Origin of the sequence: Pseudophaeobacter profundi, assembly GCF_029697505.1 — a bacterium.
GTDB lineage: Bacteria > Pseudomonadota > Alphaproteobacteria > Rhodobacterales > Rhodobacteraceae > Pseudophaeobacter > Pseudophaeobacter profundi.
In genome coordinates this window covers 30,585-57,274 of sequence record NZ_JARJEF010000001.1, presented here as the reverse complement: position 1 = coordinate 57,274, position 26,690 = coordinate 30,585, and the positions used below count along the sequence as shown (strand labels likewise).

Sequence of the window (26,690 nt, the reverse complement as noted above, 5' to 3'; positions counted from 1 at the left end):
GGGCGGGCCTTTTTGCCGGAGATCTAACAGGCGGGGCTGCGGCGAATATGCACTGCACACCGCCAAGCTGGCAACAGCTGCCTTGTGGGCATTGGCCTGGCAGCGGGGCTGCTGAATAGAAAAAGGGCGGATACTTGCAGCCAAGCATCCGCCCCCTGTTGTTGACTAAGGCCTGTACCTATTGATTTTCGGCGTGCTCATCGCGCAGCCCGCGTAAGATGCAATAGCACATGACCAGCAGCACCACAGTGAACAGCAGGCCGGTGGAAATCACCATGGATTGCAGGGCTGCAAGCCCTCCGCCCAGCAGCAAGGCAACGGCAACCGCGCCTTCAAAGATGCACCAGCACACGCGCTGTGGCACCGGGGCGTGAACCTTGCCCCCGGCTGTGATGGTATCAATCACCAGCGAGCCAGAGTCCGAGGAGGTGACGAAGAAGACAATCACCAGAACAATGCCGATGAACGAGGTCACAGACGACAGGGGCAGCTCTCCGAGCATCTGGAACAGCTGGCGCGGCAGTTCTGCGCTCTGCGCTCCGGTGAAGTTATCGGTGATCACCTGATAGATGGCGTTGCCACCAAAGATCGACATCCAGGCGACACAGACCAGCGATGGGATCAGCAAAACACAGACGATGAATTCGCGTACTGTCCGACCGCGGCTGACACGGGCGATGAACATGCCGACAAAAGGTGACCAGCTGATCCACCAGGCCCAATAGAAAGAGGTCCAGCCCTGGCTAAAGTTCACGTCCTCGCGTGCAAATGGATTGGCAAGGGCAGGTAGGTATTCAACATAGGCCGTGAGGCTGTCCCAGAAGAATGTAAACAGGAATGCGGTAGGCCCTACCACCAGTGTAAACAGGGCCAATAAACCTGCCAGCCCCATGTTGATTTCAGACAGGACCTTGACCCCGCCATCCAACCCGCGCAGCACCGAGACCAAGGCAATAGCGGTAATGCCGGTGACCAGCACCACCTCTGTTGTGCTGCCCATCGGTATGCCAAACAGCTCGTTCAGCCCTGCGCTGGCCTGTTTTGCACCAAATCCCAAAGAGGTCGCCAGACCAAACAATGTGGCAAAAACGGCCAGAATGTCGATGACATGCCCCGGCCAACCCCAGATCCGTTCACCAAAGACTGGATAGAAGGCAGAGCGGATCGTTAGTGGCAGGCCTTTGTTGTAGCTAAACAGGGCTAGCGCCAAGCCGAGAACCGCATAGATCGCCCAGGGGTGCAGGCCCCAGTGATAGATCGTGGCCGCCATGCCCAGGCGGATTGACTCTTGCCGATCATCCTGCGCCCCGGAAAGCGGCGCCCAGTCTGTGCGTGCGCCTGCTTCGCCTGCGGTCCCACCGAAGGAGGAGGAAAAGTGGGAAAGCGGTTCGGAAACCCCATAAAACATCAGCCCGATGCCCATGCCGGCGGCAAACAGCATCGAGAACCAGCCAATATAGGTGTAGTCTGGTTGCGCGCTAGACCCGCCAAGGCGAACGCTACCATAGGGAGAGACGATCAGGCACAAGGCAAAGAGGACCACCAGATCGGCAGCTCCGATCAGGAACCAGTCAAAGTTCTTGGTGGTGAAGTTGAACATGCTTTTGAAGATTTGCTCAGCCTCTTCTGGCAGTGCCAGGGTGAAGAAGACAAAGGCCAAAATTGCGGCGCCGGAGATGGCAAAAACCGGATTGTGAATGTCATAGCCAAACGGACCAAGAGAGCCGTCTACATTGTGCTGCCCTATTTCGTAGTCCGTCGCAATGACATCCGCTACGCCTTCTGGCGCGGGGATACCATGTTCGGGTGTGTCGTCAGACATCAGGTGCCTCCTCCTTGAGAGTGTTCATAATTGGGCCTCGTCCGCGCAGGGTAGGGCCTTGAGAGACAGACGCATTTGGCAGGCGTGGCAACACGCCGCCTTGCGACCGTTTTGTGCGCAATCGCGCCAGCAGGGCGGTGCGCGCCCGGGATCAGCCCGGGCTACTGGCATCGCCGTCTGGTGTGGGCGGTCCTATATGTGTCTTTGCACGAATATGAAAGGCGTGCGGCGGGGCGCATGTAATCCACCGTGTTTCGCGGCCTGTTGCAGCAGGCCCTGTTGCCTGGGGACGACGTCGAAACCGTGAAATTGTCAGGTGGCAGTCGGGGGCGTACAGGCAGGGGATGATGCCGCCGCTGAAGGTTTTGCACAGCTTGGGGATGTGGTGCCCTCTTGCCCGGCCAATACACCGTATCGGGATCAATCGTGCGCTGAAATGAACTGATTTAAGAAGTTGTTTTTATTTTCTTTGTGGCCCTATCTTCTGGTGACAAATTTAGCGAGGAGAGCACCATGGCCTGGATCAAGACAGTTCCATTCGAAGAGGCGACCGGCAAACTGAAGACACTCTATCAACGGGTGACCGGGCCGGGGAACAATGTCGACAACATCATGATGGCGCATTCCCTGCGGCCGCATTCGATGGAAGGGCATATGGCGCTTTACAAGAACGTGCTGCACCATAGCGGCAACAAGATTCCCAAATGGTTCCTGGAGGTTCTAGGTGTCTGGGTCTCGTCGCTGAACAATTGCGGCTATTGCGTTGAACACCATTTTTCGGGATTGCAGCGTCTGCTAAGGGATGAGGAGCGCGGCCTGGCCATTCGCGCCGCGATTGAAGCGCGCAGTCCGGCGCAGGCTCCGCTGGATGCGGCGCAGCAGGCGGCGTTGCTCTATGCGCGCAAATTGACCGATGCCCCCGCCTCCCTAGTCGAAAGCGATGTCGAGGCGCTGCGCGCAGTTGGCTATGATGATGGAGAGATCCTGGAGATCAACCAGGTCAGTGCCTATTTTGCCTATGCCAACCGTACGGTTCTGGGGCTTGGCTGTTCGACCAAGGGGGATGAGCTGGGGTTGAGCCCAAATAATTCCGACAATCCTGATGACTGGGGACATAAATAATCACGGCCAGGGGCGGTGCGGGCAAAGTGGCTGTCTGACGGCGCTTGCCGGGGGCGCAGTACCTGCTAAGACTGCTGCATGACAGATCAATTGACGCCCCCTAAATCCACCCCGAAGATGAACACAGGCGGCCATGTGCGCGCGCTTTCTGTGCTGGGCCTGCCGTTGGTAGGCGGCCATGTGGCGCAATTTGCCATTGGCATGACGGATTCTGTCATGTTGGGGTGGTATGGCGCGGCGGCGCTGGCCGCGGTGACGCTGGCGGGGTCCTACTTCTTTGTGTTTTTCCTGATGGGCGCGGGATTCGCCATCGCGGTGATGCCGCTGGTGGCAGCGGCTGCCGGGGCAGGCGAAGAGCGCCAGATTCGCCGTGCGACCCGAATGGGGCTGTGGCTGTCGCTGCTCTATGGCGTGGCGGCGATGCCGCTCTTGCTGTTTTCCGAGATCATTTTGCTGACCCTGGGCCAACCCCCAGAGGTGGCTGGCCCGGCCGCGACCTATCTGCAACTGGCGGGGTGGGGGCTGTTTCCTGCGCTTCTGGTCATGGTGTTCAAATCCTATCTGGCGGCGCTGGAGCGCACGCAGATCGTGTTGTGGATCACTATTCTTGCCGCCGTGGTCAACGGCCTGGTGAACTATGCGCTGATCTTCGGCAACTGGGGCGCGCCCGAGCTGGGAATCGCCGGTGCGGCCTATGCCTCTATCACCACGCAGACGGTATCTTTGCTGGCGGTTGGCGCCTATGCGCTTTGGGTATTGCCGGAACAGGAAATCCTGAAGAATTTTCATCGCCCCGATTGGGAGATGTTCGCGCGCGTCTTCAAGCTGGGCATGCCGATTGGCCTGACCAACCTGAGCGAAGTCAGCCTCTTTGCCGCCTCGGCGATGATGATGGGCTGGCTTGGGACCATTCCGCTGGCGGCGCATGGGGTGGCGGTCACCCTGGCGGGGCTGACCTTCATGGTACATCTGGGGCTAAGCAACGCGGCGACGATCCGGGCTGGCAATGCCTATGGGCGCGGCGACCGAGAGCACATGGCCCTTGGGGCGCGGGTGGTGATTGTGATGTCGTTGGTCATGTCCTTTGTTGGCATGGCTGTCTTTCTGCTGCTGCCGGATCAGTTGATTTCGCTGTTTCTTGATGCAGAGGATCCCAACAAGCCTGAAATTCTGCTGGTGGGGGCCGGGCTGCTGGCGATGGCGGCGCTGTTCCAGCTGACCGATGGGATGCAGGTTGTTGCCCTGGGGCTGTTGCGCGGCGTACAGGATACCAACTGGCCGATGCTGATTGCGGCGTTCAGCTATTGGGCGATTGGGGTTCCGGCCTCGTATCTCTTTGGCTTTACCTTTGGCTGGGGCGGTATCGGGGTCTGGTCGGGGCTGGTGCTGGGGCTCAGCTTTGCCGGGGTGTTCCTGATGCTGCGGTTCTGGCGCCATACCATCAAGCAGACAGGCAAACAGGCCCGCAGGCCGAGCGCCGCCATCTAGTCGGCTTTTGGGGCCTGTTTCATTAGTCGATCCGCCTTCTTGCGTACCAGCACGCTGCGCAGATCGTGCATCGCCAGCAGCAGATCATCGGTCACAGCCTCCAGCTGGTCGGGGCTGGCCTTGGTCTGGGCCCAATGGGCGGTGAGGCTCAGGTGATCCACCGCCCGTTTGATATCGTCGATGTCGCGGGCGGCCAGCACGGCGCTGCGCTCTGTCATCCAGGATTTGATCGCCGCCAGGTCCTGGTCTGACAGGGCCCGGCCACCATGCGGTTTGATCTCTCCGTTGCGGATGTTCACCGCCGCGATCTGATCCATATCGATGCGCCGCTGCCGGTTTTCGGTATCAACCCGAAACACAAAAGCACCGTTTTCACGGATGCGAAAGAAATACTCGGGCAGCGATGCAGCCATCGGGTCGGATCCTTTGACTTAGGTAAGGGAGGCGCAGAAATCCGCGATGCGGCTGCAGGCCTCGGTGAGGGCCGCGTCCGAGGTTGCATAGCTGACGCGGAAGTTGGGCGACAAGCCAAAGGCCGCCCCAAAGACCACCGCCACATCCGCCTCGGCCAAGAGCGCGGTTGCAAAGGCTTTGTCATCCTCGATCACGGTGCCCTTTGGGCTGGTCTTGCCAATCAATCCCTGGATCGAGGGGTAGACATAGAACGCACCTTCAGGGGTGGGGCAGGTCACCCCGTCGATGGCATTGAGTTTTTCGACCACCAGATCACGACGGCGTTTGAAGGCGATGTTATTGGTTGCAAGAAAGTCCTGCGGCCCGTTCAATGCCTCAACCGCGGCCCATTGGCTGATGGACGAGGGGTTGGAGGTCGATTGCGACTGTACCTTGCGCATGGCGGCAATCAGGTGCTGCGGTCCGGCAGCATAGCCAATGCGCCAGCCGGTCATGGCGTAGCCCTTTGAGACCCCATTGCAGGTGAGGGTACGTTCATAAAGGCCGGGTTCCACCTGGGCGGGGGTGGCGAATTCAAAGCCGTCAAAAACCAGATGTTCATACATGTCATCCGACATCACCCAGACATGCGGGTGGCGCATCAGGACATCGGTCAGCGCCTTCAACTCGGCGCGGCTATAGCCGGCCCCGCTGGGGTTGGAGGGCGAGTTGAAGATAAACCACTTTGTCTGGGGGGTGATGGCCGCCTCCAGCTGCTGCGGCGTCAGTTTGAAATTCGTTTCCAGACTGGCCTCAACCGGCACCGGCGTGCCGCCCGCCAAGAGCACCATGTCCGGGTAGCTGACCCAGTAGGGGGCCGGAATGATCACCTCGTCGCCGGGGTTCAGGGTGGCCATCAGCGCATTGTACAGCGTCTGTTTGCCCCCAGTGCCGACGGAAACCTGGGCCGGTTCATAGGACAGGCCATTCTCGCGCTCAAGCTTGTCGCAAATCGCTTGTTTCAGCTCGATAATTCCATCCGGGGCGGTGTATTTTGTCTTGCCTGCGGCGATCGCGGCCACCGCTGCATCCTTGATGTTCTGCGGCGTGTCGAAATCGGGTTCACCGGCGCTCAGCCCGATGACATCGCGGCCAGCGGCCTTCAGTTCTGCTGCCATGGCAGTGATCGCGATTGTCGGCGACGGTTTTACGCGCTCGAGGGTCTTGGAAAGGAAAGACATGGCGACTGGCCCCTGTTTGAATGTTCTTGGCAACTGTCATAGGGTGCCACCAAATCTCGATCAAGCAACATTGATAAAGACCGGAACGGAGATGGCATATGTCTGACGAAACAACGGATTGGTTCGGGCCAGAGGCTGCAACCTTCGGCGACCGCGTGGCCGCCGCCCGCGAAGCCGCCGACATGACACAGGCGCAACTGGCACGCCGCCTTGGGGTGAAAAAATCCACCCTGATTGGTTGGGAACAGGATCTGTCAGAGCCACGCGCCAACAAACTGTCGATGGTTTCGGGCCTGCTGAATGTATCGATGTCCTGGCTGCTGACCGGCGAGGGGGAAGGTATGTCCGAGCCTGGCGACGTTGAGCTTGAGGTGGGGGATTTTGCCGGTATACTGCAAGAGCTACGGGCGCTGCGCAATGATATGCGCAGCAGCTCTGAGCGCGCCGCCCGGTTGGAAAAGAGACTGCGCACGCTGATCCAAAGCGCTGCCAGTACATGAGGTCAAGGTGATGACACAAGCGCCTGAAAGTCATGAGCATCGTTTGAAGCGCCTGAAAATGCGCTCCATGCGTCGTGGCATCAAAGAGATGGACATTCTCTTGACTGCCTATGCTGACGCCAATCTGGGTTTAATGGATGGCCCGAGGCTGGATCTCTATGATCAGCTTCTGCATGAAAACGATCAGGATCTTTATCAATGGGTGACCGGCCAGGTCACCCCGCCCAGCCCCTATGCAGATTTGATTAACCACGTCGCCCAAACGCATCAAACTAAATAAAAAACCAGCTTAACGCATTTTTGGGAAATTTTCTGCATTATCTCCTGAGCAAACTCGAGTCGGAGACGCGTATGAGCATGGAATTACCAATTGGCCAGCAGGACCGCAAAGGGTTCATGACTGGCTACCTAGAAGCGCTGGCGCTGGTGGAACGTCTTCACCGGTTGTTGCTGGATGTTATCAAGGATGAATTTGAACGCGTCGGCGTTCTGGAAATCAACGCAGTGCAGGCACTGCTCTTGTTCAATGTCGGCGACAATGAAGTCACCGCCGGTGAACTCAAGAGCCGTGGGTATTATCAGGGCAGCAATGTCAGCTATAATCTGAAAAAGCTGGTTGAGCTGGGCTATATGCACCATCAGCGCTGTGAAATTGACCGTCGTTCTGTTCGGGTTCGTCTGACACCGCGCGGTCGAGAGATCCGCGATATTGTTGCGGGCCTCTTTGCACGCCACGCCGACGGCCTGGAAGGCAAGGATGTTATCAGCCGCGAAGGCATCGCTGACATCACAAGCTCGCTCAAGCGGGTGGAACGGTATTGGTCGGATCAGATCCGCTATATCTACTGAACACAGGCTTTGGGGCGACATGTCCCATGGCACAGACAGTATGGCAACATGCTGAAGGTCATATTGGGCAGGCGCAAGAATTGCTCCGTTCAACACGCGATACGACCTCGGATCAGCTGGGAAACAGTTGAGTCCAGACTTGAAGAATTCGGGTTCGCCACAAGACGCACCGCCTTGGTCCTGACGGGACCGGCGGTGCGTTTTCATATCTGCGATAGCGCAGGTACTGCCACCCAATAATCGCAGCAGCAATGGGGGGCTTTTGCACCTGGCCTGGGCCTTACCAGTGGCCAGTGTTTTCCATGCTGGCCCAGGGTTCTGCCGGCTCCAGAGATTCGCCGTTTTGCAGCAGCTCGATTGAGATATTGTCGGGCGAGCGGATAAAGGCCATATGGCCATCACGCGGCGGACGGTTGATGGTGATCCCATTGTCCATCAGGAACTGGCAGGTGTCATATATATTATCGACACCATAGGCCAAATGGCCAAAATGACGGCTGTCGCTTGGCAGCCCATCATCGCCATCCCAGTTGTATGTCAGCTCCAGCGGGGCTTCTTCCTGACCCGGAGGCGCCAGATAAAGCAGCGTGAAACGCCCTTTTTCGCTGTCATAGCGGCGGGTTTCGCGCAGGCCGAGCAGTTCGTAGAACGCCATGGATTTTTCCAGGTCTTTCACCCGAACCATTACGTGCAGATAGGTAAGCGCCATATGCGGTGATCCTTACAAGTTGGAACACCCGTTTCTGCAGTTGTTCTTGACCTGACAGAATCGGGGGTGTGCTGTAGTTTTCTAAAACTATCATAACTATAGGCGAAGACAGATTGATTCGCAGGGGGGCTGGAACCGGGGCGCCGCATTGACAGGCCAATCAACTTGCCTTTGGCTGACAGGCGCAGCTATAGCTGTCCCATCTAGTGATGAGCGTCAGAAAAGGGGATCCCTGTGCAGCAATATCACGCGGCCTTGCGGCAAATTCTGGAAACCGGAGTGTCTAGCAGCGACCGCACCGGCACTGGTACTATCTCTTGTTTTGGCATGCAGGCGCGCTATCCGCTGGAGGATGGGTTTCCACTGGTCACCACCAAAAAACTTCATCTGCGCTCGATCATACATGAGCTGCTTTGGTTCCTGTCGGGCGATACGAATATCAAATACCTCAAGGACAACGGGGTTTCGATTTGGGATGAATGGGCCGATGAACAGGGCGATCTCGGGCCGGTCTATGGCCATCAATGGCGGCGCTTTCCCAAGCTGGAGCTGATCCCGGGCACGACCGGGGATGAGCCCGTCTACAGGGCGGGGTCTGTCGATCAGATCGCCGATCTGGTACAGATGATCAAGACCAGCCCCGACAGCCGCCGCCTGATCGTTTCCGCCTGGAACCCGGGTGATGTGCCGGATATGGCGTTGCCGCCCTGCCATACCCTGTGGCAGGTGCGTATCCTGGGGAACAAATTGCATTTGCAGCTTTATCAGCGCTCGGCAGATATGTTCCTTGGGGTGCCGTTCAATATTGCCTCTTATGCCTTGTTGCAGCTGATGCTGGCCCATGTCACCGGCTATGAGCCTGGGGATTTCATTCATACCCTTGGCGATGCGCATATCTATTCCAATCACCGCGAACAGGTGGCCCTGCAACTGTCGCGCCAGCCCAAGCCCCTGCCGCAGATCCGGATCAAGCGGCCGGTCAGCTCTATTTTTGATTTCACCTATGATGATTTTGAAGTGCTGAACTATGATCCCGACCCAGGGATCAAAGCCCCCGTCGCGGTGTGACCGCCCGCCGGGGTATTGCCGCCATCCCATATACCACGCACCGGTTTTAACCGGGTGCTTCAGCTTCAAGGCAGACCAGCACGATGATTACCCTGATTGTTGCCCGCGACCGCAATGGCGCCATTGGCAAGGACAATACCATTCCTTGGCACGCCCCCGAAGATCTGAAGGCCTTTCAGCGCGAAACCCTGGGTGGCGCCTTGATCATGGGGCGTAACACATGGCAGAGCCTGCCGGTCAAGCCCTTGAAAAACAGGCTGAACCTGGTTGTGTCGTCTGACCCTTCTGCCGCTGACACGGTCCATGACAGTGTAAGTCGCGCAGTGGCAGCGGCCTATGCCCAGGGCTATCGCCGGATCTATGGCATTGGCGGTGCCGGGATCTACCAAGAGATGCTGTCCCTGGCAGATCGTTTGTTGATCACCGAGGTTGATCTGGCAGTTGCTGAGCCCGACACATTCTTTCCCGAGTTTGCCGAGGCGGATTGGCAGCGCCTAGGCGAAACAAAACTACGCCCAGCCGATCCTGCCTGCGTCATGGTGGAATACCTGCGCCGCATAACGACGGGCTAGGCCTGTCGCGTGCCGTCGCAACGGTGGCTGGGGAGCATTAGAACCTTCGCGGGGGTGCTTAGGCAGGCCGGATTTCGCCTGCCATTTGCCGACCATCTCGCCCCTCGGTCAGTTCATAATCGACCTTCATGTTATCTGCGAGCCCAGTCAGGCCGGATCGTTCGATCTGCGAGATGTGAACAAAAACGTCACTGCCGCCGTCTTTGGGTGTGATAAAGCCAAACCCCTTGCTGGTGTTAAACCATTTCACGGTGCCACTTGGCATTTGCCGTGCCTCCTTCTAATTTATGCGCTGTTCTGGTGCGATCCCAGGACCGATCCAGAGGTAATCTGGGCTCTGTGATACCAGCGACCTATACGCGTAATGCTGCGAATGGCTTTGCAGGTGAGCCCGGATGCAACCTTTGCATGTGGAAAAAATAAATCAAGTGGGTAAGTTTCATGCTTCTTAAGATAGATCCTTTCCCCGACCAAAGAGAGATCGAGCAATGATCCTATACGGATTGAAAAACTGCGACACCTGTCGCAAGGCGATGAAACAGCTGCCGGATGCCAGATTGGTTGATGTCCGCGCCGAGGGCGTGCCGCCCGAGGTTCTGGCAGCAGCCCTGGCGCAGTTTGGTGAGCGGCTTGTGAATACGCGCTCAACCACTTGGCGCGGGCTCAGCGCTGAAGAACGGGCCAGCGCCCCGCTGGAGCTGCTGCAACAGCATCCTGCCCTGATGAAGCGCCCCTTGATCCAATCCGGATCAGAACTGGCCCTTGGCTGGGACAAAGCCACCCAGGCAGTCCTGGGGCTGGCCTGAGGTGAAGTTTGCCAAAGGCGCCGCTGCGGGGGCAGGGCGCCTTTGGGGTGTGGTTCTGCTCGTGGCCTTAGCTCGGGTCGGCGGGGATCAGGCGGCGCAGTAATGCATCTAGTGACAGGGGACCCGCACCCTTGACGATCAGGACCAGCAGTAGAAAGCTCCACATCAGGCGTTGGTCAACCAGGCCAATGCTGCTGTCGAACAGACGGCCCAGCTCAACCCCGTGGCCGGTGACATCCACCAAGGTTTGCACCCAGATAAAGCCAAGGGTGCCAAGCGCCGCAAGGCGGGTGATCAGCCCCAGCAAGATCAGCGTCGGCAGCACATATTCCGCCAGCGTACCGGCAAAAATGATCAGTCGTTGAAGCAGGTTCAGCTGCGAAACATCATAGAGCGCCGCCTCGGCGGCCTTGGGGAAAATCTGCGCAAAGGCCCCGGCCGATGGCGAAAAGATCGACCCTTCGATCTTAAGCCCGGCTGAATTCCAGTAGTAAATCAGCAGCACCGCGACAAACACCAGTCGTGCCAGGGTGGGAAGGATTAAATCCGCAGACCGATCCAGCCGATCGGCCTGGGTCTGATATATCGAGACAACTGCGTGCATGTCTTTACCTTTTTCTTTCTAGTCCGGTGATGGCACCGCCCTGCAACAGCAGGGTCAGCGGCAAGCTCAAATCAAAATCGGCGTCTGTCGCAGTGGCACGCTGCAGTGCGGCACCAATGCTGGCCCCCTGTTGCATGGCGTCCAGCCAGACTGCGCCTGCGGTGGATAACAGATGCGGTACCGGATCAAATTCCGGCCGCGTAATCAGCACCGCCTGCGCCCCGGCCTGGGGGGCAGGGGCCTGCGGTTCGGTGTTAAAGCGCCAGATCGCCTCTATGGGCCAGGGCGATTGCAGCAACCGCAGGGCTGGGGCAAAGATAAGACGGCTTGCCAGTAGCGCGTCTTCTGACAGGTTGGCCAGAATCTCGGGCGCAATTGGTGTTGCATCGGCTGCGTGGTAGGCGTGGCGCAGGGCCAATTCCAGGCGGGCCACATCGGGGAGATAGCCGAGATGGCTAAGCTGTGGCATCTCCTCAAGGAAACTTGGAAATTCAGCGCCGTAAAACATCATCAGCGGCGAACTGGGGGGATGGGCGCGTAGGAAAAGCCGCGACAGTCCGTTCATGTTTTCCGTTCCCAACAGTTTTGTGATGACCGGAAAGGCGCTGTGCATCGCCTCGCGAAGCGAGACGGCGATATTGTTGCGATAGACGGAAAACCGCCGCCCGGCGCGGCCGCCGTCCTGATCCACCAGACCAAGGGGAATGGGCAGGCTTGCATCCCGCATCGCCCGTGCAAAGGCATCTTGGGATACCATAGCCGCAGGGGCGTGGCTTTGCTTGCAGCGGCTCATGCCCGGACAGCCGGTCTGCTGGCTTCGGCGGGAAGATGCCCCAGCGCAAAGGCAGCGCGCTCGGCTTCGGCGGCCAATAGCGGCCAGTCGGGCACATCGGTATCCCATTCTATCAGTACGGGTTTTGGGCCAGTGCGTTCCAGAGTGTAATCCAGCAGCACCCAGACCGGATCGACAACCGCGCAGCCGTGACTGTCGATCAACAGTGGGCGCCCCTGATCATCCGTGTCGCTGTCATGGCCGCCAAGGTGAATTTCCCCCACTCGCTCCAGGGCATAATCATCAATATAGCCCTGTGGTGAAAAGCCGAGATTATTGGCTGAGACAAAGACATTATTCACATCCAACAGCAGCCCGCAGCCGGTGCGGCGGCTGATCTCTGTCAGGAACTCGGGTTCTGACCAGGTGCTCTCGGCAAAAGCGAGGTAGCTGGAGGGGTTTTCCAGCAGCATCGGCCGACCAATTGCAGCCTGCAACTGGTCAATATGATCGCAGACGCGGGTTAGCGTGGCACCGGTATAGGGCAGTGGCAGCAGATCATTGTAGAAATGCCCCTCATGGGTCGACCAGGCGAGATGTTCGGAAAAGCTGGCGGGTTCCAGCCAGGCCAGCAGTCGTTGCAGCCGGGCCAGGTGGGCTGTGTCCAGTGCGGCCTCGCCGCCGATCGACAGGCCAACCCCATGTACTGAAATTGGAAATATTTCGGCCAGATGACGCAGTTGCGCCAGTGGCCGCCCGCCCTCGCCCATGTAATTCTCGGCGTGGATCTCTAGCCATTGCACCGGGGCGGCATCTGCCAGAATTTGGGAAAAATGCTGCGGCTTGTACCCAACACCAGGGGCGGCTGGCAGGGCGTTGAGGGACGGGGCTGGGGAGGTGGCAGCTGTCATGGCGGGGCTCGTGTTGTGGCTGCGGCAAGGGGGCCTGGGCGGGTCCTTGGGGAGCGGCAGATGGTTGGCCGTTTCGCACGACAAGGGGGGATTAGGTGAAAAGGGCAGCATCCCTGCGCTGCCCTTTTGTATGTTGGTCAGGCGATATCTTGTCTGGTCAGCCCTTTAGGCCGGCAGATCGCGTTCCAGCGGTTCCAGAGAACCACTGCGTTCGGTGCCATCGGGCGCGGCGGGCAGGTCGAGATCTGCGCAGGTGCCGGCATCGACCAGTGTCCACGCGTTGCCTTGGTAGTCGACAGTAGAGGTGCCTGCACAGGTGGTGCCGGGGCCTGCTGCACAGTCATTCTGACCGGCAAGCGAGACGCCATAGCATTTCTCCTTGGTTGCAGCCGCTGCAGGCAGGCTGGAGGCCGCGGTGAGGGCAGCTGCGATGGCTCCGGCAACGGCGAGAGACTTGGATGGGTTCGACATCTCTTAAAATCCTTCTGGTTGGTGACGACATGCAGAGCCTAACTCGTTGTGAGAACGAGCTTAAATCACGAGAGCGTGTCTCACGGCGGCGTCAGGCACTGTGAGGGGATTGTAACAGATTATTCCCTGAAAACAGGGGGAATCTGCGGCCTGAACAGCAAAACGGCCCCCGATTGGAGGCCGCCTCGTGGTCAAAAGGTGTTAAATGTTACAGCAGATCCGGGGCGGTTGCCTCCAGCGCCAGCGCCTTTGTAACATTCTCGAGACTGTCGACCCGGGTTTGCTTTTCCCCCAGACGGCGGATCGATACCGTGCGCTCTTCGACTTCACGGTGGCCAATGGCCAGGATCACCGGCACCTTGCCAACCGAATGTTCGCGGACCTTGTAGTTGATCTTTTCATTGCGAATATCGGCCTCGGCGCGCACACCCACGGCCTGCAACTGGGCGACGACCTCTTGCACGTAGTCATCGGCATCCGAGGTGATCGAGGCGACAACAACCTGACGCGGCGCCAGCCAGAAGGGCAGCTTGCCCGCATGTTCTTCGATCAGGATACCGATAAAACGTTCAAACGAACCAAGCGTTGCCCGGTGCAGCATAAAGGGACGGTGCTTGTTGCCATCGGTGCCGATGAAGTTGGCCTCCAGGCGTTCCGGCAGGTTGGGATCCACCTGCAGGGTGCCGCATTGCCAGTTGCGGCCGATGGCATCCGTGAGGGTGAATTCCAGCTTGGGGCCATAGAAGGCACCTTCGCCTTCCAGTAGCTCATAATCATAGCCAGCGGCCTTGCAGGCATCGCCGAGGGCCTTTTCGACCAGATCCCAGCTTTCGTCGCTGCCGATGCGTTTTTCGGGACGGGTCGACAGCTTGATGGTCCAGTTGTGGAAGCCGAGATCGGCATAGACCTTGGACAGGAAGGCGATGAACTTGGCGGTTTCGGACTCGATCTGATCTTCGGCGCAGAAGATATGGCCATCATCCTGGGTAAAGCCGCGCACCCGCATGATACCGTGCAGGGCACCAGAGGGTTCATAGCGCGCGCAAGAGCCGAATTCCGCCATGCGCAGCGGCAGGTCACGGTAGGATTTCAGACCCTGGTTGAACACCTGCACATGGCAGGGGCAGTTCATCGGCTTCAGAGCGTTGACGGCTTTTTCCCGTGCGTGGTCTTCGTCGACTTCGACGATGAACATGTTCTCCTGGTATTTGTCCCAGTGGCCAGAGGCCTCCCAGAGTTTGCGATCCACAACCTGCGGGGTGTTGACCTCGACGTAGCCGTCACGTTCCTGCATGCGGCGCATATAGTCCTGCAGGGTGGTGTAGATTTTCCAGCCATTGGGGTGCCAGAAGATTTGGCCCGGGGCCTCTTCCTGCATGTGGAACAGCTCCATCTCGCGGCCCAGCTTGCGGTGGTCGCGTTTGGCGGCCTCTTCCAGCATGTGGAGATGCGCCTTGAGCTTTTCCTTGCCGGTGAAGGCAACACCGTAGATCCGCTGCAGCATGGCGCGGTCACTGTCGCCGCGCCAGTAGGCACCGGCGATGGACATCAGCTTGAAGGAATCGCCGGGCAGCTGGCCGGTGTGCTGCAGGTGGGGGCCGCGGCACAGATCCTGCCAGTCACCATGCCAATACATGCGCAGGGGTTCGTCGCCGGGAATGGCATCGATCAATTCGACCTTATAGGGTTCATCATTGGCGGTGTAGAAATCAATCGCGCGCTGGCGATCCCAGACCTCGGTGGTTACCGGTTCACGCTTGTTGATGATCTCTTTCATCTTTTTCTCGATCACGCCGAGATCTTCAGGGGTGAAGGGGGCTGCGCGGTCGAAATCATAGTACCAGCCGTTGTCGATCACCGGGCCGATGGTGACCTTGGTGTCGGGCCAGAGTTCCTGCACGGCGCGGGCCATGACATGGGCCAGATCGTGGCGTATCAGCTCATTGGCCTGCGTCTCATCCTTGAGAGTGTGCAGGGCGATGGTGCCGTCACAGGTGATCGGCCACTGCAGATCCCAGTGCTGATCGTTGAAGGTGGCGGAGATCGCTTTCTTGGCCAGCGAGGTCGAAATATCGGCGGCCACTTCGGCGGCGGTGATGCCGTCTGCATAGCTGCGCGCGTTGCCATCGGGGAATGTGAGAGAGATTTGGGCCATGGTTTGGCTGCTCCTCGTCGGTTTGGCGCCCACTGAACGCCCGGTTGCGGGTTATGTGATTATGGGCTGATTTCGCAGGTGCGCGTTCCACTGTCAAGGCGGCGAGGGGCCAGCCCCTCGCGCTCCCCGGGATATTTGCGGCCAAATGAAATGGAATAGGCCTGTGCTGCTTTAGTCTGGCTGTGGGATGGGGACGCCCTGCCGGATCATGCGGGAATAGTCGGCAGCAATTCCATGCGCCTGGGCGCGGGCGGTGATCCGGCCTTTTTGGGTGAGTTCAGACAATGGCAGCGCGGTGGCAAGAACACCCATGTCATAGGCATATTCCGGCAGGTAGCCATTGGCCATGACGCGCCAGTCCAGTGGTACTTCGCCCAGGATGGTACGGATCAGCTGAAACACCACGGTGGTACAGTTGGTCGAGAGCGAGTTATACCAGCGCGGCGTCTCCGCCAGTTGGTTGGAGGCCGCCACATATTGCAGCAACAGCGCGCGGGCCTGTTTGGGGCCTGTGTTGAGGCGGTAGAGCTGGACGTCTTCGCCGCGGGCATTGGTGCGGGTGCCGACGAGGTCGCGTTCATCTGCGGCTATGATCGCCAGGGTATTGGATTTGAACATATCCGCGAGGGGAGAAAAGGCGCCGTCCTTTTGGCGCCGGACCTCTACGGACCAGGCGATCTGTTCGCCATTGGCAAAGCCAAAGCTGACGATCATATGCGCGATTGTCTTGCCAGCCCAATAGGACATGAACAGATCGACGGTGTCTAGCGTATCGAGATCATAGTGGCGCTGTTCCCAGTGTGGATCAAAATCTGTTGGGCTGCGCCAGGTGAAGTTGCGCAGGTTGGTCAGAGTCAGCTGGGAGCCCTTTATTTCGCCGGTGACTTGGCGCGCCACATCCGGGGCCCAGTCGCGGCTGGCAGGCGGAGTGAGGCTGATCCACCAGGTCAGCACCGCCGCCAGGGCCAGGCAATAGGTGGCCAGGGCGCGTAGGCGGCGGGGGCGAAACAGGCCGCAGATCACCGCCAGTCCAAGTAGCGCAAAGCCAACCGCCAGCCCCAGCCGCAGGCCTGGCGCCAAGGGGAGCCGATACCACAGGGCCAGCACCGCCCAGGCGCTGGAGAGGGCAATGGCAAGAGACAGCAGAACCAGAAAACTGTGGTGGAGTATGCGTGTCATGGGGCCCTCCGGGCGGTCGCAGGTCAATCGCCGCAGCCTAGGGGCAGGCCCGTTTGGGGGCAAGCCCGTCAGCGCATAGGTGATTTTGGCAATTGCAGCGCTGTCGCCTGCATGGCACATCTTGGGCACTGAAGGGGAGACGAGGAATGGCTGTAACAGAGTTTCTGAAGACCGCGCAGGGGCGTCAGATCGCCTATCACAGGCATGCTGGGGCCGGGCCGACGTTGGTGTTTCTGGGTGGGCTGAAATCTGACATGCAGGGCACCAAGGCACTGCATCTGGAGGCCTGGGCCCTTGGCCGTGGCCTTGGGTTCTTGCGCTTTGACTATTCGGGCCATGGGGAGAGCTCTGGCAGTTTTGAGGCGGGCTGTATTGGCGATTGGCACCAGGATAGCCTGGCAGCGATTTCGGAGCTGACGACCGGGCCATTGCTGATTGTGGGGTCCTCCATGGGGGGCTGGCAGGCGCTGTTGCTGGCACGGGCCATCCCGGAGCGCATCTGCGGTATGGTAACCATCGCGGCGGCCCCCGATTTCACCGAAGATGGCTATTGGCAGAGCTTTAGCGCAGCGCAGAAATCCGCGTTGGAGAGCCAGGGCTATGTTGAAATGCCCAGCGACTATATGGAGCCCTTCCGCATCAGCAAACGGCTGATCGAGGATGGTCGCGATCATCTGGTGCTGCGCGCGCCGCTGGATCTGCCCTTTCCGGTGCGCTGCTTGCAGGGCACGGCGGATACGGCTGTTTCCACCGAAACTGCATTGCGCCTGTTGCAACATGCCAGCGGAGCTGACATCCGTCTGACCCTGGTCAAGGATGCCGATCACCGGTTTTCGGACGAGACTTGTCTTGCCCTTATCGAGGCTTCTGTCGCAGAGTTGCTATAGGTTCGCCGGGCCTGTCCTGCCGATCTTGGCCGAGGGCCCGGGTGGATGAGTTGGAGTTTGAAAATGACCATGGAGCAACGCATCAGCCTGATCACCCTGGGGGTGCCGGATCTGGACCGGGCCGCAGCATTTTATGCGGCTTTGGGGTGGCAGCGCACTGAGAGCCCGGATGGGGTGGTGGCCTTTGATCTGATCTCGCAGACCCTGGGGCTATACCCGCTGGAGAAGCTCGCCGAGGATATCGGATTGCCGCTAGAGGCGCTTGGCACCGGGGCGATGACCCTGAGCTATAATACCCGCAGCCCAAGAGAGGTCGACGACGTGATGGCGCTTGCGATGGCGGCGGGGGCCGAGGTGCTACGCCCGGCGGGCGAGGTCTTTTGGGGCGGCTACATTGGCTACTTTCGCGCCCCCGATGGCCATATCTGGGAAGTGGCGCATAATCCCTTTTCGCCGCTGTCGAAACAGGGCGCCTTTCGTTGGGATGGATACTGATGGCCCTGCCGGGCCTTGCTGGGGCTCTGCATGAAATGGCCCTTGCCCTTGGCGGGCCTGGGCTGCACAAACCCCTATAGGGAGAGTTGTGCAGGATCGGCTCTGCCATATCGTTTGGCCGGATCGTATCCGGCGGGGGTTGCAGGTGCAATCCCGGCACAGAAAGGGCAGAGGCATGGGGCAGGGCGAGAACTTAGGCGCAGAACCGGTGGTTTTTCTGCCGGGAATGATGTGCGACGCGCGGATCTTCACCCCGCAAATTCTGGCGCTGTCAAAGCAGACCCCGGTCATGGCCGCAGCGCTGTTCGGCGGCGAGACGGTGGAACAGATTGCCAGCCATTTGCTGGAGATGTTGCCTGCGCGCTTTGCCCTCGTGGGGCTGTCGATGGGGGGTATTGTGGCGCTGGAAATCCTGCGCCGAGCCCCGGCGCGCGTCTCTCGTCTGTGTCTTATGGCGACGACCCCCCTGGCTGAAACGCCGGATCAGGCAGCGATGCGTGAGCCGCTGATCATCAGCGCCCGCACCGGGGGGCTGGAAACGGCGCTGCAGCAGTCACTGCCGCCAGAGGTGCTGGCACCGGGGGCGCAGCGGCTGGAGATCCTTGGTCTGGTGCGCGATATGGGGCTGGATCTGGGGGCAGAGCTGTTTGTCGCGCAAAGCCGCGCCCTGCAACGCCGCATAGATCAGCAGGCGACGGCGCGGCGCTGTCGGGTGCCGACCTTGATCCTATGCGGCGAACATGATCGCCTGACCCCGGTAAAGCGGCATGAATTCCTGGCTGAACTGATCCCCCATGCGGGGCTGAAGATCATTTCCGGGGCAGGGCATTTGCCAAGTCTGGAACAGCCGGAGGAGGTCACTCAGGCGCTGCTTGGCTGGCTCTCTGTCCCGCATGAACGCCCCCGTGAGCGACCTGTTGAACCTCTGGTAGAGAGCTGAGGGCGCGGGCACGGTGCCTGCCCACCTGGCGTTCCGGTTTTAGGGGTGCAGACTGGCCCGTTCTTCTTTGCTCAGCACCTTGGCTTTGGTCACGGGCTGGCCGGATGTGCTGTCAAAAAACGGAGTTTGGCGCCACATGCCCGAAAGGCGTGCGGTGATCATCCGGGAAAAGATGCCGTAGACCATGCGCATCATTCCCTCGTTGCGGGGGGGCTTGCCTGGCTGGGGAACGGCGGATCGCGCCCGCACCTTGCCAAGGCAGTCTGGGTTTTCAAACAGATCTGAACGCATCCCGGCAAAGGCCAGTTGCGGCTTGGCCAGTGTATTGGCAAACGGTGTGCCGCAGCAATCGGCATACCAGCGATACAGTCCCTTTGGCCCCAACCGCATCAGTTGCAGATGTTCGGCGCCTTGGGTCAGGGTGATGGCATGGGGGGCAAGTTGAAACAGATCAACCCCATCCACCGGATCGGGCTGATTATGATACAGTTCTGCCGCGCGGCAATCTTGGCAAAAGCAAAGTAGCCTCAACCCGGATTTTCGGCCCTCAGCCGAGATATGCCCGGCCAGACGACCACAGTTGCAGGAAAACGTGCAGGCCTCGTCGCTCATGGATTAGGCTTTACGGGCTTGTGTCGGGGTCTTTGCCTGGCCTGCCGCTTTGGGGCTGGTTTGGGCTTTGGCTGTGCTTGCGCCTGCCGCCGGATTTGCCTGTGCCGTGGTGGATTTGCGGGTGTTTGCATCCATGAAATCAATCACCAAGGGGCGGATATTGTCGCGCCAGCTGCTGCCGGCAAAGATACCGTAGTGACCGGCGCCAGGTTCCACATGGCTGGCTTTCTTGCTGTCGGGCAGGCCGGTACATAGATCAAGCGCGGCGATGCATTGTCCGGGCGCAGAAATATCGTCATTGGCGCCTTCGACGGTTTTGACCGCCACATCGGTAATTGCCCCGATATCGACCTTGTGGCCATCGACGACGAATTCGTTGCGCGCGATCTCGCGCGACTTGAACACCCGATCCACGGTCGAGAGGTAGAATTCCGCCGTCATATCCATAACGGCGAGGTATTCGTCATAAAACCGGTTGTGGTGATCATGATCCGAGGCATCCCCACGGCTGGCGCGCTGAATTTGGTTGCTGAAGGCCTGGGCGTGGCGTTCCATGTTCATCGACATGAAAGAGGACAGTTGCAACAGGCCGGGATAGACCTTTCGTCCGACGCCTTTGTACTTGAAACCAACCCGCTGGATCATGGTTTCTTCCAGCTGGCCCATGGTGACGCGGCGGCCAAAATCTGTGACCTCGGTCGGGGTTGCATCTGGATCCACCGGCCCACCGATCAGGGTCAACGATGAGGGCTGCGCCTTGGGGTCCTGTTCTGCCAGATAGGCAGTGGCAGCCAGAGTCAGCGGGGCGGGTTGGCAGACGGCGACAACATGGGTTTCCGGACCCATTTCGCGCATGAAATCAACCAAATAAAGTGTGTAGTCTTCGATGTCGAACTTGCCGGCGGAGACAGGAATGTCGCGGGCATTGTGCCAATCGGTGATATAAACTTCGCAGTTCACCAGCAGGCTCTTGACGGTTGAACGTAGCAGGGTTGCGTAGTGGCCGGACATTGGCGCCACGATCAGAACCTTGCGGGGCTGCTCCTTGCGGCCGGACACCCGAAAATGGATCAGGTCGCCAAAGTCGCGCTTCACAACCGGGGTGACCTCGACAAGATGGTCCTTGCCGTCTTCGCAGGTGAAGCTGTGGATGCCCCAGTCAGGTTTTACCGTCATGCGGTGAAAGCTGCGCTCGGTGACTTCGCCCCAGGCAGCCATCCAGCTGAGCGCCGGATTGGGGAGCGCTGAAAAGATGGGATATGAGCCTATGGACTGAGCACTGGCGCCGAGCCATTGGTTCATGTTCCGGGCCGTTTCCATCAGGTCGTAGGACATCATAAAACGCATAAGGCTTTCCTTTTTAACTGTTTGCCGCAGGGGCGTTCACGCAAGACACTGCAACTTTGGGCAGTAAATTACACAGGGCCTCGGACCTTTCGTCGCTTTGGCGTAACATGGTTAAACCAGTATTCTGCACAGCAGAAAGAGTATGGGGGATTCCTTAAGATGACAACAAGTGACGCAGTCGACCATGGCACTTCTCCGGAACACATTGAACGGCTTAAGGAAAATATGGAGCGTGTCGACCAGCTCTCGCAGAAATTGATCGAGATTATGGCCAACAAGAAGGGCCATCACCCCGGATTGGATGGTCCGAATCAAGATCTTTTCGCACGTGCAGCAACGTCTTACTGGGCTGAAATCCTGCAAAACCCCGCAAAATTGATGGAACAACAGGTCGAGTTCTGGGGCAAATCGGTGCTCAACTTTGCCGAAGCGCAACAGATGCTGGCAACGCAGGAGGTTGATACCCCAGAGGCCGATCACGTGGAGGATCGCCGCTTTGGTAATCCGATGTGGGAAAAGAACCCTTATTTCCACTATGTGAAGCAACAGTACCTGACCAACGCACAGACCATTCGCACTGCGGTTGAAGGGGTCGAAGATCTGGACGCGATTGATCGACATCGGCTCAGTTACTTTTCTGATCAGATCATCAACATGATGGCCCCGACCAACTTTTTGCCCACCAACCCGGATGCGCTGGAAAAGGCCCTAGCAACCGAGGGGCAATCGCTGGTCGACGGGCTGCAGAACCTGGTGGATGACCTGGAAGCCAATAACGGCGAGCTGGTGGTGCGTCTGGCGGATGAAAGCGCCTTTGAGATCGGGCGCAACATCGGCACAACTCCGGGCGAGGTGGTGTTTCGCAACCGGATGATGGAGATGATACAGTATCGCCCCACCACAGAAACCGTGCACGAAACCCCCATCGTGCTGTTTCCACCCTGGATCAACAAATTCTATATTCTTGATCTCAAAGCGCAAAACAGCCTGATCAAATGGGTGACCGAGCAGGGCTACACGCTGTTTGTGGTCTCTTGGATCAATCCAAATGGCGATTACGCAGATGTGGGGCTGGAAGAATACGTCGAAGAAGGTTTCCTGACGGCAATCAACAAGGCCAAGGAGATCTGCGCGGTCAAACAGGTCAATGCCATCGGCTATTGCATTGCAGGCACCACGCTAAGCCTGACCTTGGCGCTGATGAAGAAACGGGGCGATAAATCGGTGAAGTCGGCCACGCTGTTTACTGCGCTGACGGATTTTTCCGATCAGGGGGATTTCACCCCCTTCCTGCAGAATGATTTTGTTGATGCCATCGTCGAAGAGATTGGCGAAGACGGTATTCTGCCCTCTTACATCATGGCGCGAACCTTTTCCTATCTACGGGCCAATGATCTGGTCTATGGGCCAGCCATTCGCAGCTATATGCTGGGGGAAACCCCGCCGGCCTTTGATTTGCTGTACTGGAACGGTGACGGTGCCAATCTGCCAGGTAAGATGGCGCAGCAGTATCTGCGCCGGCTCTGTCAGGCCAATGAATTTGCGACCGACGGGTTTGAACTGTTTGGCGAGACATTGCATGTACGGGATGTGGATATTCCGCTGATGGCAGTGACCTGCGAGACAGATCACATTGCCCGCTGGCGCGATTGTTATCGCGGGGTGCAGGCCATGGGCGGGCGCAGCAAGACCTTTGTGGTCTCCCAGTCGGGTCACATCGCGGGGATCATCAATCCGCCCAGCCGTAACAAATATGGTCATTACACCAATGACGACCTCAAGCTGTCGCCCGAAGCCTGGATGGAGGGTGCAGCCTTTCACGAAGGATCCTGGTGGCCCCGCTGGGAAGCCTGGCTGAAAAAGCGTTCTGGCAAGCAGGTTCCCGCGCGGGAACCGGGTGATTCGAACAATCCCCCGCTAGAACCGGCACCGGGCAGCTATGTGTTGCGTCGGGCAAGCGATTGATTTTCTTTGATTTGCGAAATTTCTCTGCACCGCAGCATGAAAGAACTTGAAATGCTGCGATGCAGAAAGTATCTTTTCCTCATGCTGAAACGCGGGATGGTCCCGAGTTGGCAACGTAAGGAACCAGTTCAATGGCTAAGACCCAAGATTTTACCGCAATGATGAAAGACATGATGGGCGCATTTCCGGTGGATACCTCCGCTATGGAAGATGCCTTCAAAAACACTGCCGCACTGAACGAAAAGCTGAGCGCTGTTGTTCTGGGCGCTGCTGAGCAGTCCTCTGAGATCTCCAGCAAGTGGACCAAAGACGCCCTGGCCAAAATGTCCGGCGTTTCCAAAGTACAAAGCGACCCTGCCGAATACGCAAAATCCGCCACCGATTTCGCAAGCGCCTCTGCCGAGGTTGCCGCTGAGAACCTGGCCGCTTTTGCTGAAATTGCAAAAAAAGCCCAGATGGAAACTGTTGAGCTGCTGATGTCCGCTGGCAAGGACATGGGCGAAGAAGCAACTGCCGCCGTCAAAAAGGCCACCAACGAGGTGACCTCTGCTGCGAAAAAAGCCGCTGCAAAATAAGCAGTCGCAAGGCTGAGCACCAAGCGCGGGATCAACACGTCTCCTCCCTGATGTTGAACCTAGGCTATGGTGTTGAAAAGGACAGATCCCCGGGATCTGTCCTTTTTTGTATGTTCAGGCCCTGCGCTGATAGGGCTCGTTCACGCTCTGGCAGGGCGATAGGTCAAAAGGCCGCCTGGGTGAAATCCGCGACTTCGGGTTGCCAGCCGCAGCTTTGCCGGATCTTTTCCGCCCGCATCTGCTGGTCCAGAGTGGGGCCCTCGGCCCAGGCACCATATTTGAACATGACATATTTGCGGTTGCGCACCAGATAGGCCCCATCATGGGGGTGGCGTGTCAGGATCTCTGCCAGGATGTCACGCACGGGTATGCCGGATTGTGCCGCCACATTGAAATGGCCGGTCAGCTGTGCTTGCTCGGCCAGCAGGCGATAGGCGCGGGCCAGGTCGCGGCGGTGCACCAGCGGCCAGCGGGTGTGAATGCTGCCCCAGACTTCGAGCGGCAGACCTGCGGCGGCCTGGTCCAGCATTCGGGCAAAAACCCCACCGCCATCTTCGTGATAAACCATGGCAGGATGCACCACTGCGCAGCTCAGGTTAGGGTCCCTGAGCAAAAGACTGGCAGACACCTGCATCCAGGAAAAGGCCGGAATGGGGCGCTGCGGGCTGGTCTCGCAGGCCGCGTGATCGCCGGTTTCGCCATAGATCCAGCAGCCCCCGGTATAGATCACCCGCAGCGGCTGATTGCTGGGGCGCACCCTGGCTTCCGCCCGCAGGCAGGTCATCGCTGCGGCATCCACTGACGCCATATCCGTGCCAAATGTGCTGGCTAGCTGGATGACCACATCCACCCCGGCAAGTGCGGCCCGCCAACTGCTTGGAGCCCGCAGATCCCCGCGCCAGGGCTGGCCACCAAGCTCTGATAGCTTTCGCGCCGAAACCTCAGAGCGGCACAGGCCAATAACCTGGTGTTGATGCGCCACCAGATCTGCAGTGACGGCGCTACCGATGGAGCCGGTGCCCCCAAGGATCAAAATTTTCACGTTATCGCTCCTGTGGTCTGAGGGGATCCTTGTAAAACCTCAAGTCTGGTTTAGCTCAAGCGAAATCTGCGGTTTATTTCATGGCAGTTGAAATTCAGGTACGATGGTGGAACCATTCTGCAGGCTTTTCTTTTGTTCTGCACTCGCATAGGATTTTCTGCGATGCATCATGTCCGGGGAGGGACAGTATGGCCGACCAGGAAAAAGCCCTGCTTATCAAGCGTTACGCCAGCCGGCGTTTGTACAACACTGAGACCAGCGACTATGTCACGCTTGAAGATATTGCGGGGTTCATCCGGGAAGGGCGCGAAGTCCAGATCGTCGATTTGAAATCTGGTGATGATCTGACGCGCCAATATCTGCTGCAGATCATCGCCGAGCATGAAAGCCGTGGGGAAAACATCCTGCCGGTCAATGTGCTGAATGATCTGGTACGTAGCTATATGCAGCCCGGCGGCGGGGTTATGCCGCAATTCCTGCAGGCCTCTTTCGATATGCTGCGCGACAGCCAATCGCAGATGGTGGAAAATATGTCAGCGATGAATCCGATGGCGCAGATGCCCGGTTTTGACGCGATGAAGGCCCAGCAAGAGGCCTTCTTGAAGGCCATGACTTCTGGCCTGCCCGGCGGTGTCGGCGGTTGGGGCAGTGCAGCCGAAGAGACAAAGGCCAAAGATGCGGATGAGGGCGAGGATCTGGATGCGATCAAGCGCCAGCTGTCAGAGCTGCAGGAAAAGCTGTCCAAATTGAAATAGCATTCCCCGCTGGGGCCAGTCGCAGACCGGATCGGTACAGGCGGCAGGCTCGCGGATAAGCAAAATGCGGCACCTCCAGAAGGGGTGCCACATTTTGATGTCGGGCTTTGGTCGGGGCTTAGCCTAGGCCGCGGCGCGCTCCATGGTAGAGGTGACGGCTGTCACCAGAATATCGGCCACGAGGTCCAATTCTGACTGGGTAAGGCGGACCGGCAGGCGCACGTCACAGGCCTGCATCAGCATGGCGCGGGTCTGTGGCAATTCTGGCAGATCCGGAATGAACTGCCAGTTCCAGAAGGCACGGGCATTGTCGGCAGAGCGGCCAAAGATCTGCACCTTGACGCCGGCCTCGGCCGTGGCTTCGGAAAAGGCGGTGATCTGCTCGGCTGTCATCCCCACCAGGTTGAACTGGATCGAATCCGGTGCGCGCTGTTCGGGGGCGAGGGGGGCAGGGACATAAAAATAAGGCGAGGCATTCAGCTGCGCTGCGACATAGTCGTGGTTTTTCAAGCCGTCCGTCACCCGGCGGGCCAATTCGGGCAGTTGCGGGCGAATGACCACGGCGGATAGGTTGCTCATCCGCAGGTTATACAGCGGCAGCTGGTTCTGCCATTTGGCAAAGGCATCCGCCAGGTCTGTGCTGTTGTCGCCCATTGGGCCTTTGTGCTTTTTCCAGTTGTGTTCATAGGCACCGGACATGATGACGGCGCGGGCCACCAGATCAGCATCATCGGTGATCAATATGCCACCTTCGCCGGCATTGATCATCTTGTAGGACTGGAAGGAAAAGCAGCCAATCCGGCCTAAGGTTCCGATATTGCGACCATTCCAGGTGGTGCCTAGCGAATGGGCTGCATCCTCGATCACCGGAATGTCGCGCGCCTCACAGAGCGCCAGAATCGCATCCATATCAGAGGTATGGCCGCGCATATGGCTGATGATGACCGCCTGAATGTCGCTCTCCAGCCGGGCTTCGAAATCCACCAGGTCAATGCGGTAGTTGTCGCCAACCTCGCACAGGACGGGCAGACAATCGGCATGGAGCACGGCAGAGGGCACGGCGGCAAAGGTAAAGCCAGGGATCAGAACCCTTGCATCGCGTGGCAGGTCCAAGGCCTTGAGAGACAGAAACAAGGCTGCAGAACAGGAGGAAACCGCCAGTGCATATTTGCTGCCCAGAAGGCTGGCAAATTCCTGTTCCAACAGGGCAACCGGGGCATTTTCTGGCGCGGTATAGCGAAACAGATCGCCAGATTGCATCAGCGCATCAATTGCCTCGCGGGCTGCTGAGGGGATCGGTTCCGCAGCATGAACATTGGGGGCCTGAGTCATATTTCAAATTCCTGAATTATGGATTTGATAAATATAAAACAATTGGCACCTCCTGCCAAGTCGCAGATGGATTTTGTC

29 protein-coding genes are annotated in these 26,690 nt (G+C 58.6%); 14 read left to right on the top strand and 15 right to left on the bottom strand.

Annotated features, from left to right (window positions below):
* Positions 1 to 178 precede the first annotated feature (178 nt).
* Complete coding sequence (locus tag P2081_RS00280) at positions 179 to 1,822, bottom strand: BCCT family transporter (RefSeq protein ID WP_278920884.1); 1,644 nt, start codon at positions 1,820 to 1,822, stop codon at positions 179 to 181.
* Between the two features lie 513 nt (positions 1,823 to 2,335).
* Between P2081_RS00280 and P2081_RS00275 the strand changes: the two genes are divergently transcribed.
* Both P2081_RS00275 and P2081_RS00270 read left to right on the top strand, forming a co-directional pair.
* Positions 2,336 to 2,944 carry a carboxymuconolactone decarboxylase family protein gene (locus P2081_RS00275; protein WP_278920883.1) on the top strand — a complete coding sequence of 203 codons (609 nt, stop codon included), beginning with the start codon at positions 2,336 to 2,338 and terminating at the stop codon, positions 2,942 to 2,944.
* A gap of 78 nt (positions 2,945 to 3,022) precedes the next feature.
* A complete protein-coding gene (locus P2081_RS00270; protein ID WP_278920882.1) occupies positions 3,023 to 4,432 on the top strand; it encodes an MATE family efflux transporter in 1,410 nt (469 codons plus the stop codon).
* Here P2081_RS00270 and P2081_RS00265 read toward each other — a convergent pair.
* Positions 4,429 to 4,845 (bottom strand): hypothetical protein, encoded by a 417-nt coding sequence (locus P2081_RS00265; protein WP_278920881.1) that lies wholly within the window; start codon positions 4,843 to 4,845, stop codon positions 4,429 to 4,431. The two genes, P2081_RS00270 and P2081_RS00265, sit on opposite strands and share 4 nt — an antisense overlap.
* 18 nt (positions 4,846 to 4,863) lie before the next feature.
* The gene (locus tag P2081_RS00260; protein WP_278920880.1) at positions 4,864 to 6,066 is read right to left on the bottom strand and encodes a pyridoxal phosphate-dependent aminotransferase; all 1,203 of its coding nucleotides are present in this window, start codon (positions 6,064 to 6,066) and stop codon (positions 4,864 to 4,866) included.
* A 98-nt stretch (positions 6,067 to 6,164) separates the two neighbouring features.
* On the opposite strand from P2081_RS00260, the gene P2081_RS00255 reads away from it, so the two are divergent.
* The 3 genes from P2081_RS00255 to P2081_RS00245 all read left to right on the top strand — a co-directional run bounded on the left by P2081_RS00255 (position 6,165) and on the right by P2081_RS00245 (position 7,415).
* On the top strand, positions 6,165 to 6,566 hold the full coding sequence (locus P2081_RS00255; protein ID WP_278920879.1) for a helix-turn-helix domain-containing protein: 402 nt from the start codon (positions 6,165 to 6,167) through the stop codon (positions 6,564 to 6,566).
* Positions 6,567 to 6,576: 10 nt separating this feature from the next.
* Entirely contained in the window at positions 6,577 to 6,846 is a 270-nt protein-coding gene (locus P2081_RS00250; RefSeq protein WP_278920878.1) for an FAD assembly factor SdhE, read from the top strand.
* A gap of 71 nt (positions 6,847 to 6,917) precedes the next feature.
* Complete coding sequence (locus P2081_RS00245; RefSeq protein WP_232400642.1) at positions 6,918 to 7,415, top strand: MarR family winged helix-turn-helix transcriptional regulator; 498 nt, start codon at positions 6,918 to 6,920, stop codon at positions 7,413 to 7,415.
* A gap of 280 nt (positions 7,416 to 7,695) precedes the next feature.
* Here the strand turns inward: P2081_RS00245 and P2081_RS00240 are convergent, their stop codons facing one another.
* Positions 7,696 to 8,124, bottom strand: coding sequence for a VOC family protein (locus P2081_RS00240; RefSeq protein ID WP_278920877.1), 429 nt, complete (start codon positions 8,122 to 8,124; stop codon positions 7,696 to 7,698).
* Between the two features lie 234 nt (positions 8,125 to 8,358).
* Here P2081_RS00240 and P2081_RS00235 point away from each other — a divergent pair, with 234 nt between their 5' ends.
* Complete coding sequence (locus tag P2081_RS00235; RefSeq protein ID WP_278920876.1) at positions 8,359 to 9,192, top strand: thymidylate synthase; 834 nt, start codon at positions 8,359 to 8,361, stop codon at positions 9,190 to 9,192.
* An 83-nt stretch (positions 9,193 to 9,275) separates the two neighbouring features.
* Positions 9,276 to 9,764, top strand: coding sequence for a dihydrofolate reductase (locus P2081_RS00230; protein WP_278920875.1), 489 nt, complete (start codon positions 9,276 to 9,278; stop codon positions 9,762 to 9,764).
* Between the two features lie 58 nt (positions 9,765 to 9,822).
* Here the strand turns inward: P2081_RS00230 and P2081_RS00225 are convergent, their stop codons facing one another.
* Positions 9,823 to 10,029 carry a cold-shock protein gene (locus tag P2081_RS00225; RefSeq protein ID WP_278920874.1) on the bottom strand — a complete coding sequence of 69 codons (207 nt, stop codon included), beginning with the start codon at positions 10,027 to 10,029 and terminating at the stop codon, positions 9,823 to 9,825.
* 223 nt (positions 10,030 to 10,252) lie between these two features.
* On the opposite strand from P2081_RS00225, the gene P2081_RS00220 reads away from it, so the two are divergent.
* Complete coding sequence (locus P2081_RS00220; RefSeq protein ID WP_278920873.1) at positions 10,253 to 10,570, top strand: ArsC/Spx/MgsR family protein; 318 nt, start codon at positions 10,253 to 10,255, stop codon at positions 10,568 to 10,570.
* 67 nt (positions 10,571 to 10,637) lie between these two features.
* Here P2081_RS00220 and P2081_RS00215 read toward each other — a convergent pair whose 3' ends face one another.
* The 6 genes from P2081_RS00215 to P2081_RS00190 form a co-directional block, all read right to left on the bottom strand.
* Positions 10,638 to 11,174 carry a DoxX family protein gene (locus P2081_RS00215; RefSeq protein ID WP_278920872.1) on the bottom strand — a complete coding sequence of 179 codons (537 nt, stop codon included), beginning with the start codon at positions 11,172 to 11,174 and terminating at the stop codon, positions 10,638 to 10,640.
* Positions 11,175 to 11,178: 4 nt separating this feature from the next.
* On the bottom strand, positions 11,179 to 11,967 hold the full coding sequence (locus tag P2081_RS00210) for an HvfC/BufC N-terminal domain-containing protein (protein ID WP_278920871.1): 789 nt from the start codon (positions 11,965 to 11,967) through the stop codon (positions 11,179 to 11,181).
* On the bottom strand, positions 11,964 to 12,857 hold the full coding sequence (bufB, locus tag P2081_RS00205; RefSeq protein ID WP_278920870.1) for an MNIO family bufferin maturase: 894 nt from the start codon (positions 12,855 to 12,857) through the stop codon (positions 11,964 to 11,966). The genes P2081_RS00210 and bufB overlap by 4 nt, the downstream gene beginning before the upstream one ends.
* A gap of 165 nt (positions 12,858 to 13,022) precedes the next feature.
* Positions 13,023 to 13,328, bottom strand: coding sequence for a BufA1 family periplasmic bufferin-type metallophore (locus P2081_RS00200; protein ID WP_278920869.1), 306 nt, complete (start codon positions 13,326 to 13,328; stop codon positions 13,023 to 13,025).
* Positions 13,329 to 13,536: 208 nt separating this feature from the next.
* On the bottom strand, positions 13,537 to 15,483 hold the full coding sequence (thrS, locus tag P2081_RS00195) for a threonine--tRNA ligase (RefSeq protein ID WP_278920868.1): 1,947 nt from the start codon (positions 15,481 to 15,483) through the stop codon (positions 13,537 to 13,539).
* Positions 15,484 to 15,654: 171 nt separating this feature from the next.
* Positions 15,655 to 16,662: an Lnb N-terminal periplasmic domain-containing protein gene (locus P2081_RS00190; RefSeq protein ID WP_278920867.1), complete on the bottom strand. Its 1,008-nt coding sequence runs from the start codon at positions 16,660 to 16,662 to the stop codon at positions 15,655 to 15,657.
* 146 nt (positions 16,663 to 16,808) lie between these two features.
* On the opposite strand from P2081_RS00190, the gene P2081_RS00185 reads away from it, so the two are divergent.
* The 3 genes from P2081_RS00185 (at position 16,809) to P2081_RS00175 (ending at position 18,984) form a co-directional block, all read left to right on the top strand.
* Positions 16,809 to 17,549, top strand: coding sequence for an alpha/beta fold hydrolase (locus P2081_RS00185; RefSeq protein WP_278920866.1), 741 nt, complete (start codon positions 16,809 to 16,811; stop codon positions 17,547 to 17,549).
* A gap of 69 nt (positions 17,550 to 17,618) precedes the next feature.
* Complete coding sequence (locus P2081_RS00180; protein ID WP_278921433.1) at positions 17,619 to 18,044, top strand: VOC family protein; 426 nt, start codon at positions 17,619 to 17,621, stop codon at positions 18,042 to 18,044.
* A gap of 208 nt (positions 18,045 to 18,252) precedes the next feature.
* A complete protein-coding gene (locus tag P2081_RS00175) occupies positions 18,253 to 18,984 on the top strand; it encodes an alpha/beta fold hydrolase (protein WP_313790309.1) in 732 nt (243 codons plus the stop codon).
* A 39-nt stretch (positions 18,985 to 19,023) separates the two neighbouring features.
* Here the strand turns inward: P2081_RS00175 and P2081_RS00170 are convergent, their stop codons facing one another.
* Positions 19,024 to 19,596: a DUF6151 family protein gene (locus P2081_RS00170; RefSeq protein ID WP_278920864.1), complete on the bottom strand. Its 573-nt coding sequence runs from the start codon at positions 19,594 to 19,596 to the stop codon at positions 19,024 to 19,026.
* A gap of 3 nt (positions 19,597 to 19,599) precedes the next feature.
* A complete protein-coding gene (phaZ, locus tag P2081_RS00165; RefSeq protein ID WP_278920863.1) occupies positions 19,600 to 20,943 on the bottom strand; it encodes a polyhydroxyalkanoate depolymerase in 1,344 nt (447 codons plus the stop codon).
* Between the two features lie 159 nt (positions 20,944 to 21,102).
* Here phaZ and P2081_RS00160 point away from each other — a divergent pair, with 159 nt between their 5' ends.
* Both P2081_RS00160 and P2081_RS00155 read left to right on the top strand, forming a co-directional pair.
* Complete coding sequence (locus P2081_RS00160) at positions 21,103 to 22,908, top strand: PHA/PHB synthase family protein (RefSeq protein ID WP_278920862.1); 1,806 nt, start codon at positions 21,103 to 21,105, stop codon at positions 22,906 to 22,908.
* A gap of 131 nt (positions 22,909 to 23,039) precedes the next feature.
* Positions 23,040 to 23,483, top strand: coding sequence for a phasin, PhaP (locus tag P2081_RS00155; protein WP_278920861.1), 444 nt, complete (start codon positions 23,040 to 23,042; stop codon positions 23,481 to 23,483).
* 163 nt (positions 23,484 to 23,646) lie between these two features.
* On the opposite strand, the gene P2081_RS00150 is transcribed toward P2081_RS00155, so the two are convergent.
* The gene (locus P2081_RS00150) at positions 23,647 to 24,525 is read right to left on the bottom strand and encodes an NAD-dependent epimerase/dehydratase family protein (protein ID WP_278920860.1); all 879 of its coding nucleotides are present in this window, start codon (positions 24,523 to 24,525) and stop codon (positions 23,647 to 23,649) included.
* 188 nt (positions 24,526 to 24,713) lie between these two features.
* Between P2081_RS00150 and phaR the strand changes: the two genes are divergently transcribed.
* The gene (gene phaR / locus P2081_RS00145) at positions 24,714 to 25,280 is read left to right on the top strand and encodes a polyhydroxyalkanoate synthesis repressor PhaR (protein WP_278920859.1); all 567 of its coding nucleotides are present in this window, start codon (positions 24,714 to 24,716) and stop codon (positions 25,278 to 25,280) included.
* Between the two features lie 123 nt (positions 25,281 to 25,403).
* On the opposite strand, the gene P2081_RS00140 is transcribed toward phaR, so the two are convergent.
* On the bottom strand, positions 25,404 to 26,612 hold the full coding sequence (locus tag P2081_RS00140; RefSeq protein ID WP_278920858.1) for a DegT/DnrJ/EryC1/StrS family aminotransferase: 1,209 nt from the start codon (positions 26,610 to 26,612) through the stop codon (positions 25,404 to 25,406).
* Positions 26,613 to 26,690: the final 78 nt, after the last annotated feature.

Excerpts from the sequence above, each read along its gene's own strand:
- P2081_RS00280 (WP_278920884.1), bottom strand. The coding sequence starts at position 1,822 with ATGTCTGACGACACACCCGAACATGGTATCCCCGCGCCAGAAGGCGTA.
- P2081_RS00275 (WP_278920883.1), top strand. The coding sequence starts at position 2,336 with ATGGCCTGGATCAAGACAGTTCCATTCGAAGAGGCGACCGGCAAACTG.
- P2081_RS00270 (WP_278920882.1), top strand. The coding sequence starts at position 3,023 with ATGACAGATCAATTGACGCCCCCTAAATCCACCCCGAAGATGAACACA.
- P2081_RS00265 (WP_278920881.1), bottom strand. The coding sequence starts at position 4,845 with ATGGCTGCATCGCTGCCCGAGTATTTCTTTCGCATCCGTGAAAACGGT.
- P2081_RS00260 (WP_278920880.1), bottom strand. The coding sequence starts at position 6,066 with ATGTCTTTCCTTTCCAAGACCCTCGAGCGCGTAAAACCGTCGCCGACA.
- P2081_RS00255 (WP_278920879.1), top strand. The coding sequence starts at position 6,165 with ATGTCTGACGAAACAACGGATTGGTTCGGGCCAGAGGCTGCAACCTTC.
- P2081_RS00250 (WP_278920878.1), top strand. The coding sequence starts at position 6,577 with ATGACACAAGCGCCTGAAAGTCATGAGCATCGTTTGAAGCGCCTGAAA.
- P2081_RS00245 (WP_232400642.1), top strand. The coding sequence starts at position 6,918 with ATGAGCATGGAATTACCAATTGGCCAGCAGGACCGCAAAGGGTTCATG.
- P2081_RS00240 (WP_278920877.1), bottom strand. The coding sequence starts at position 8,124 with ATGGCGCTTACCTATCTGCACGTAATGGTTCGGGTGAAAGACCTGGAA.
- P2081_RS00230 (WP_278920875.1), top strand. The coding sequence starts at position 9,276 with ATGATTACCCTGATTGTTGCCCGCGACCGCAATGGCGCCATTGGCAAG.
- P2081_RS00225 (WP_278920874.1), bottom strand. The coding sequence starts at position 10,029 with ATGCCAAGTGGCACCGTGAAATGGTTTAACACCAGCAAGGGGTTTGGC.
- P2081_RS00220 (WP_278920873.1), top strand. The coding sequence starts at position 10,253 with ATGATCCTATACGGATTGAAAAACTGCGACACCTGTCGCAAGGCGATG.
- P2081_RS00215 (WP_278920872.1), bottom strand. The coding sequence starts at position 11,174 with ATGCACGCAGTTGTCTCGATATATCAGACCCAGGCCGATCGGCTGGAT.
- P2081_RS00210 (WP_278920871.1), bottom strand. The coding sequence starts at position 11,967 with ATGAGCCGCTGCAAGCAAAGCCACGCCCCTGCGGCTATGGTATCCCAA.
- bufB (WP_278920870.1), bottom strand. The coding sequence starts at position 12,857 with ATGACAGCTGCCACCTCCCCAGCCCCGTCCCTCAACGCCCTGCCAGCC.
- P2081_RS00200 (WP_278920869.1), bottom strand. The coding sequence starts at position 13,328 with ATGTCGAACCCATCCAAGTCTCTCGCCGTTGCCGGAGCCATCGCAGCT.
- thrS (WP_278920868.1), bottom strand. The coding sequence starts at position 15,483 with ATGGCCCAAATCTCTCTCACATTCCCCGATGGCAACGCGCGCAGCTAT.
- P2081_RS00190 (WP_278920867.1), bottom strand. The coding sequence starts at position 16,662 with ATGACACGCATACTCCACCACAGTTTTCTGGTTCTGCTGTCTCTTGCC.
- P2081_RS00185 (WP_278920866.1), top strand. The coding sequence starts at position 16,809 with ATGGCTGTAACAGAGTTTCTGAAGACCGCGCAGGGGCGTCAGATCGCC.
- P2081_RS00180 (WP_278921433.1), top strand. The coding sequence starts at position 17,619 with ATGGAGCAACGCATCAGCCTGATCACCCTGGGGGTGCCGGATCTGGAC.
- P2081_RS00170 (WP_278920864.1), bottom strand. The coding sequence starts at position 19,596 with ATGAGCGACGAGGCCTGCACGTTTTCCTGCAACTGTGGTCGTCTGGCC.
- phaZ (WP_278920863.1), bottom strand. The coding sequence starts at position 20,943 with ATGCGTTTTATGATGTCCTACGACCTGATGGAAACGGCCCGGAACATG.
- P2081_RS00160 (WP_278920862.1), top strand. The coding sequence starts at position 21,103 with ATGACAACAAGTGACGCAGTCGACCATGGCACTTCTCCGGAACACATT.
- P2081_RS00155 (WP_278920861.1), top strand. The coding sequence starts at position 23,040 with ATGGCTAAGACCCAAGATTTTACCGCAATGATGAAAGACATGATGGGC.
- phaR (WP_278920859.1), top strand. The coding sequence starts at position 24,714 with ATGGCCGACCAGGAAAAAGCCCTGCTTATCAAGCGTTACGCCAGCCGG.
- P2081_RS00140 (WP_278920858.1), bottom strand. The coding sequence starts at position 26,612 with ATGACTCAGGCCCCCAATGTTCATGCTGCGGAACCGATCCCCTCAGCA.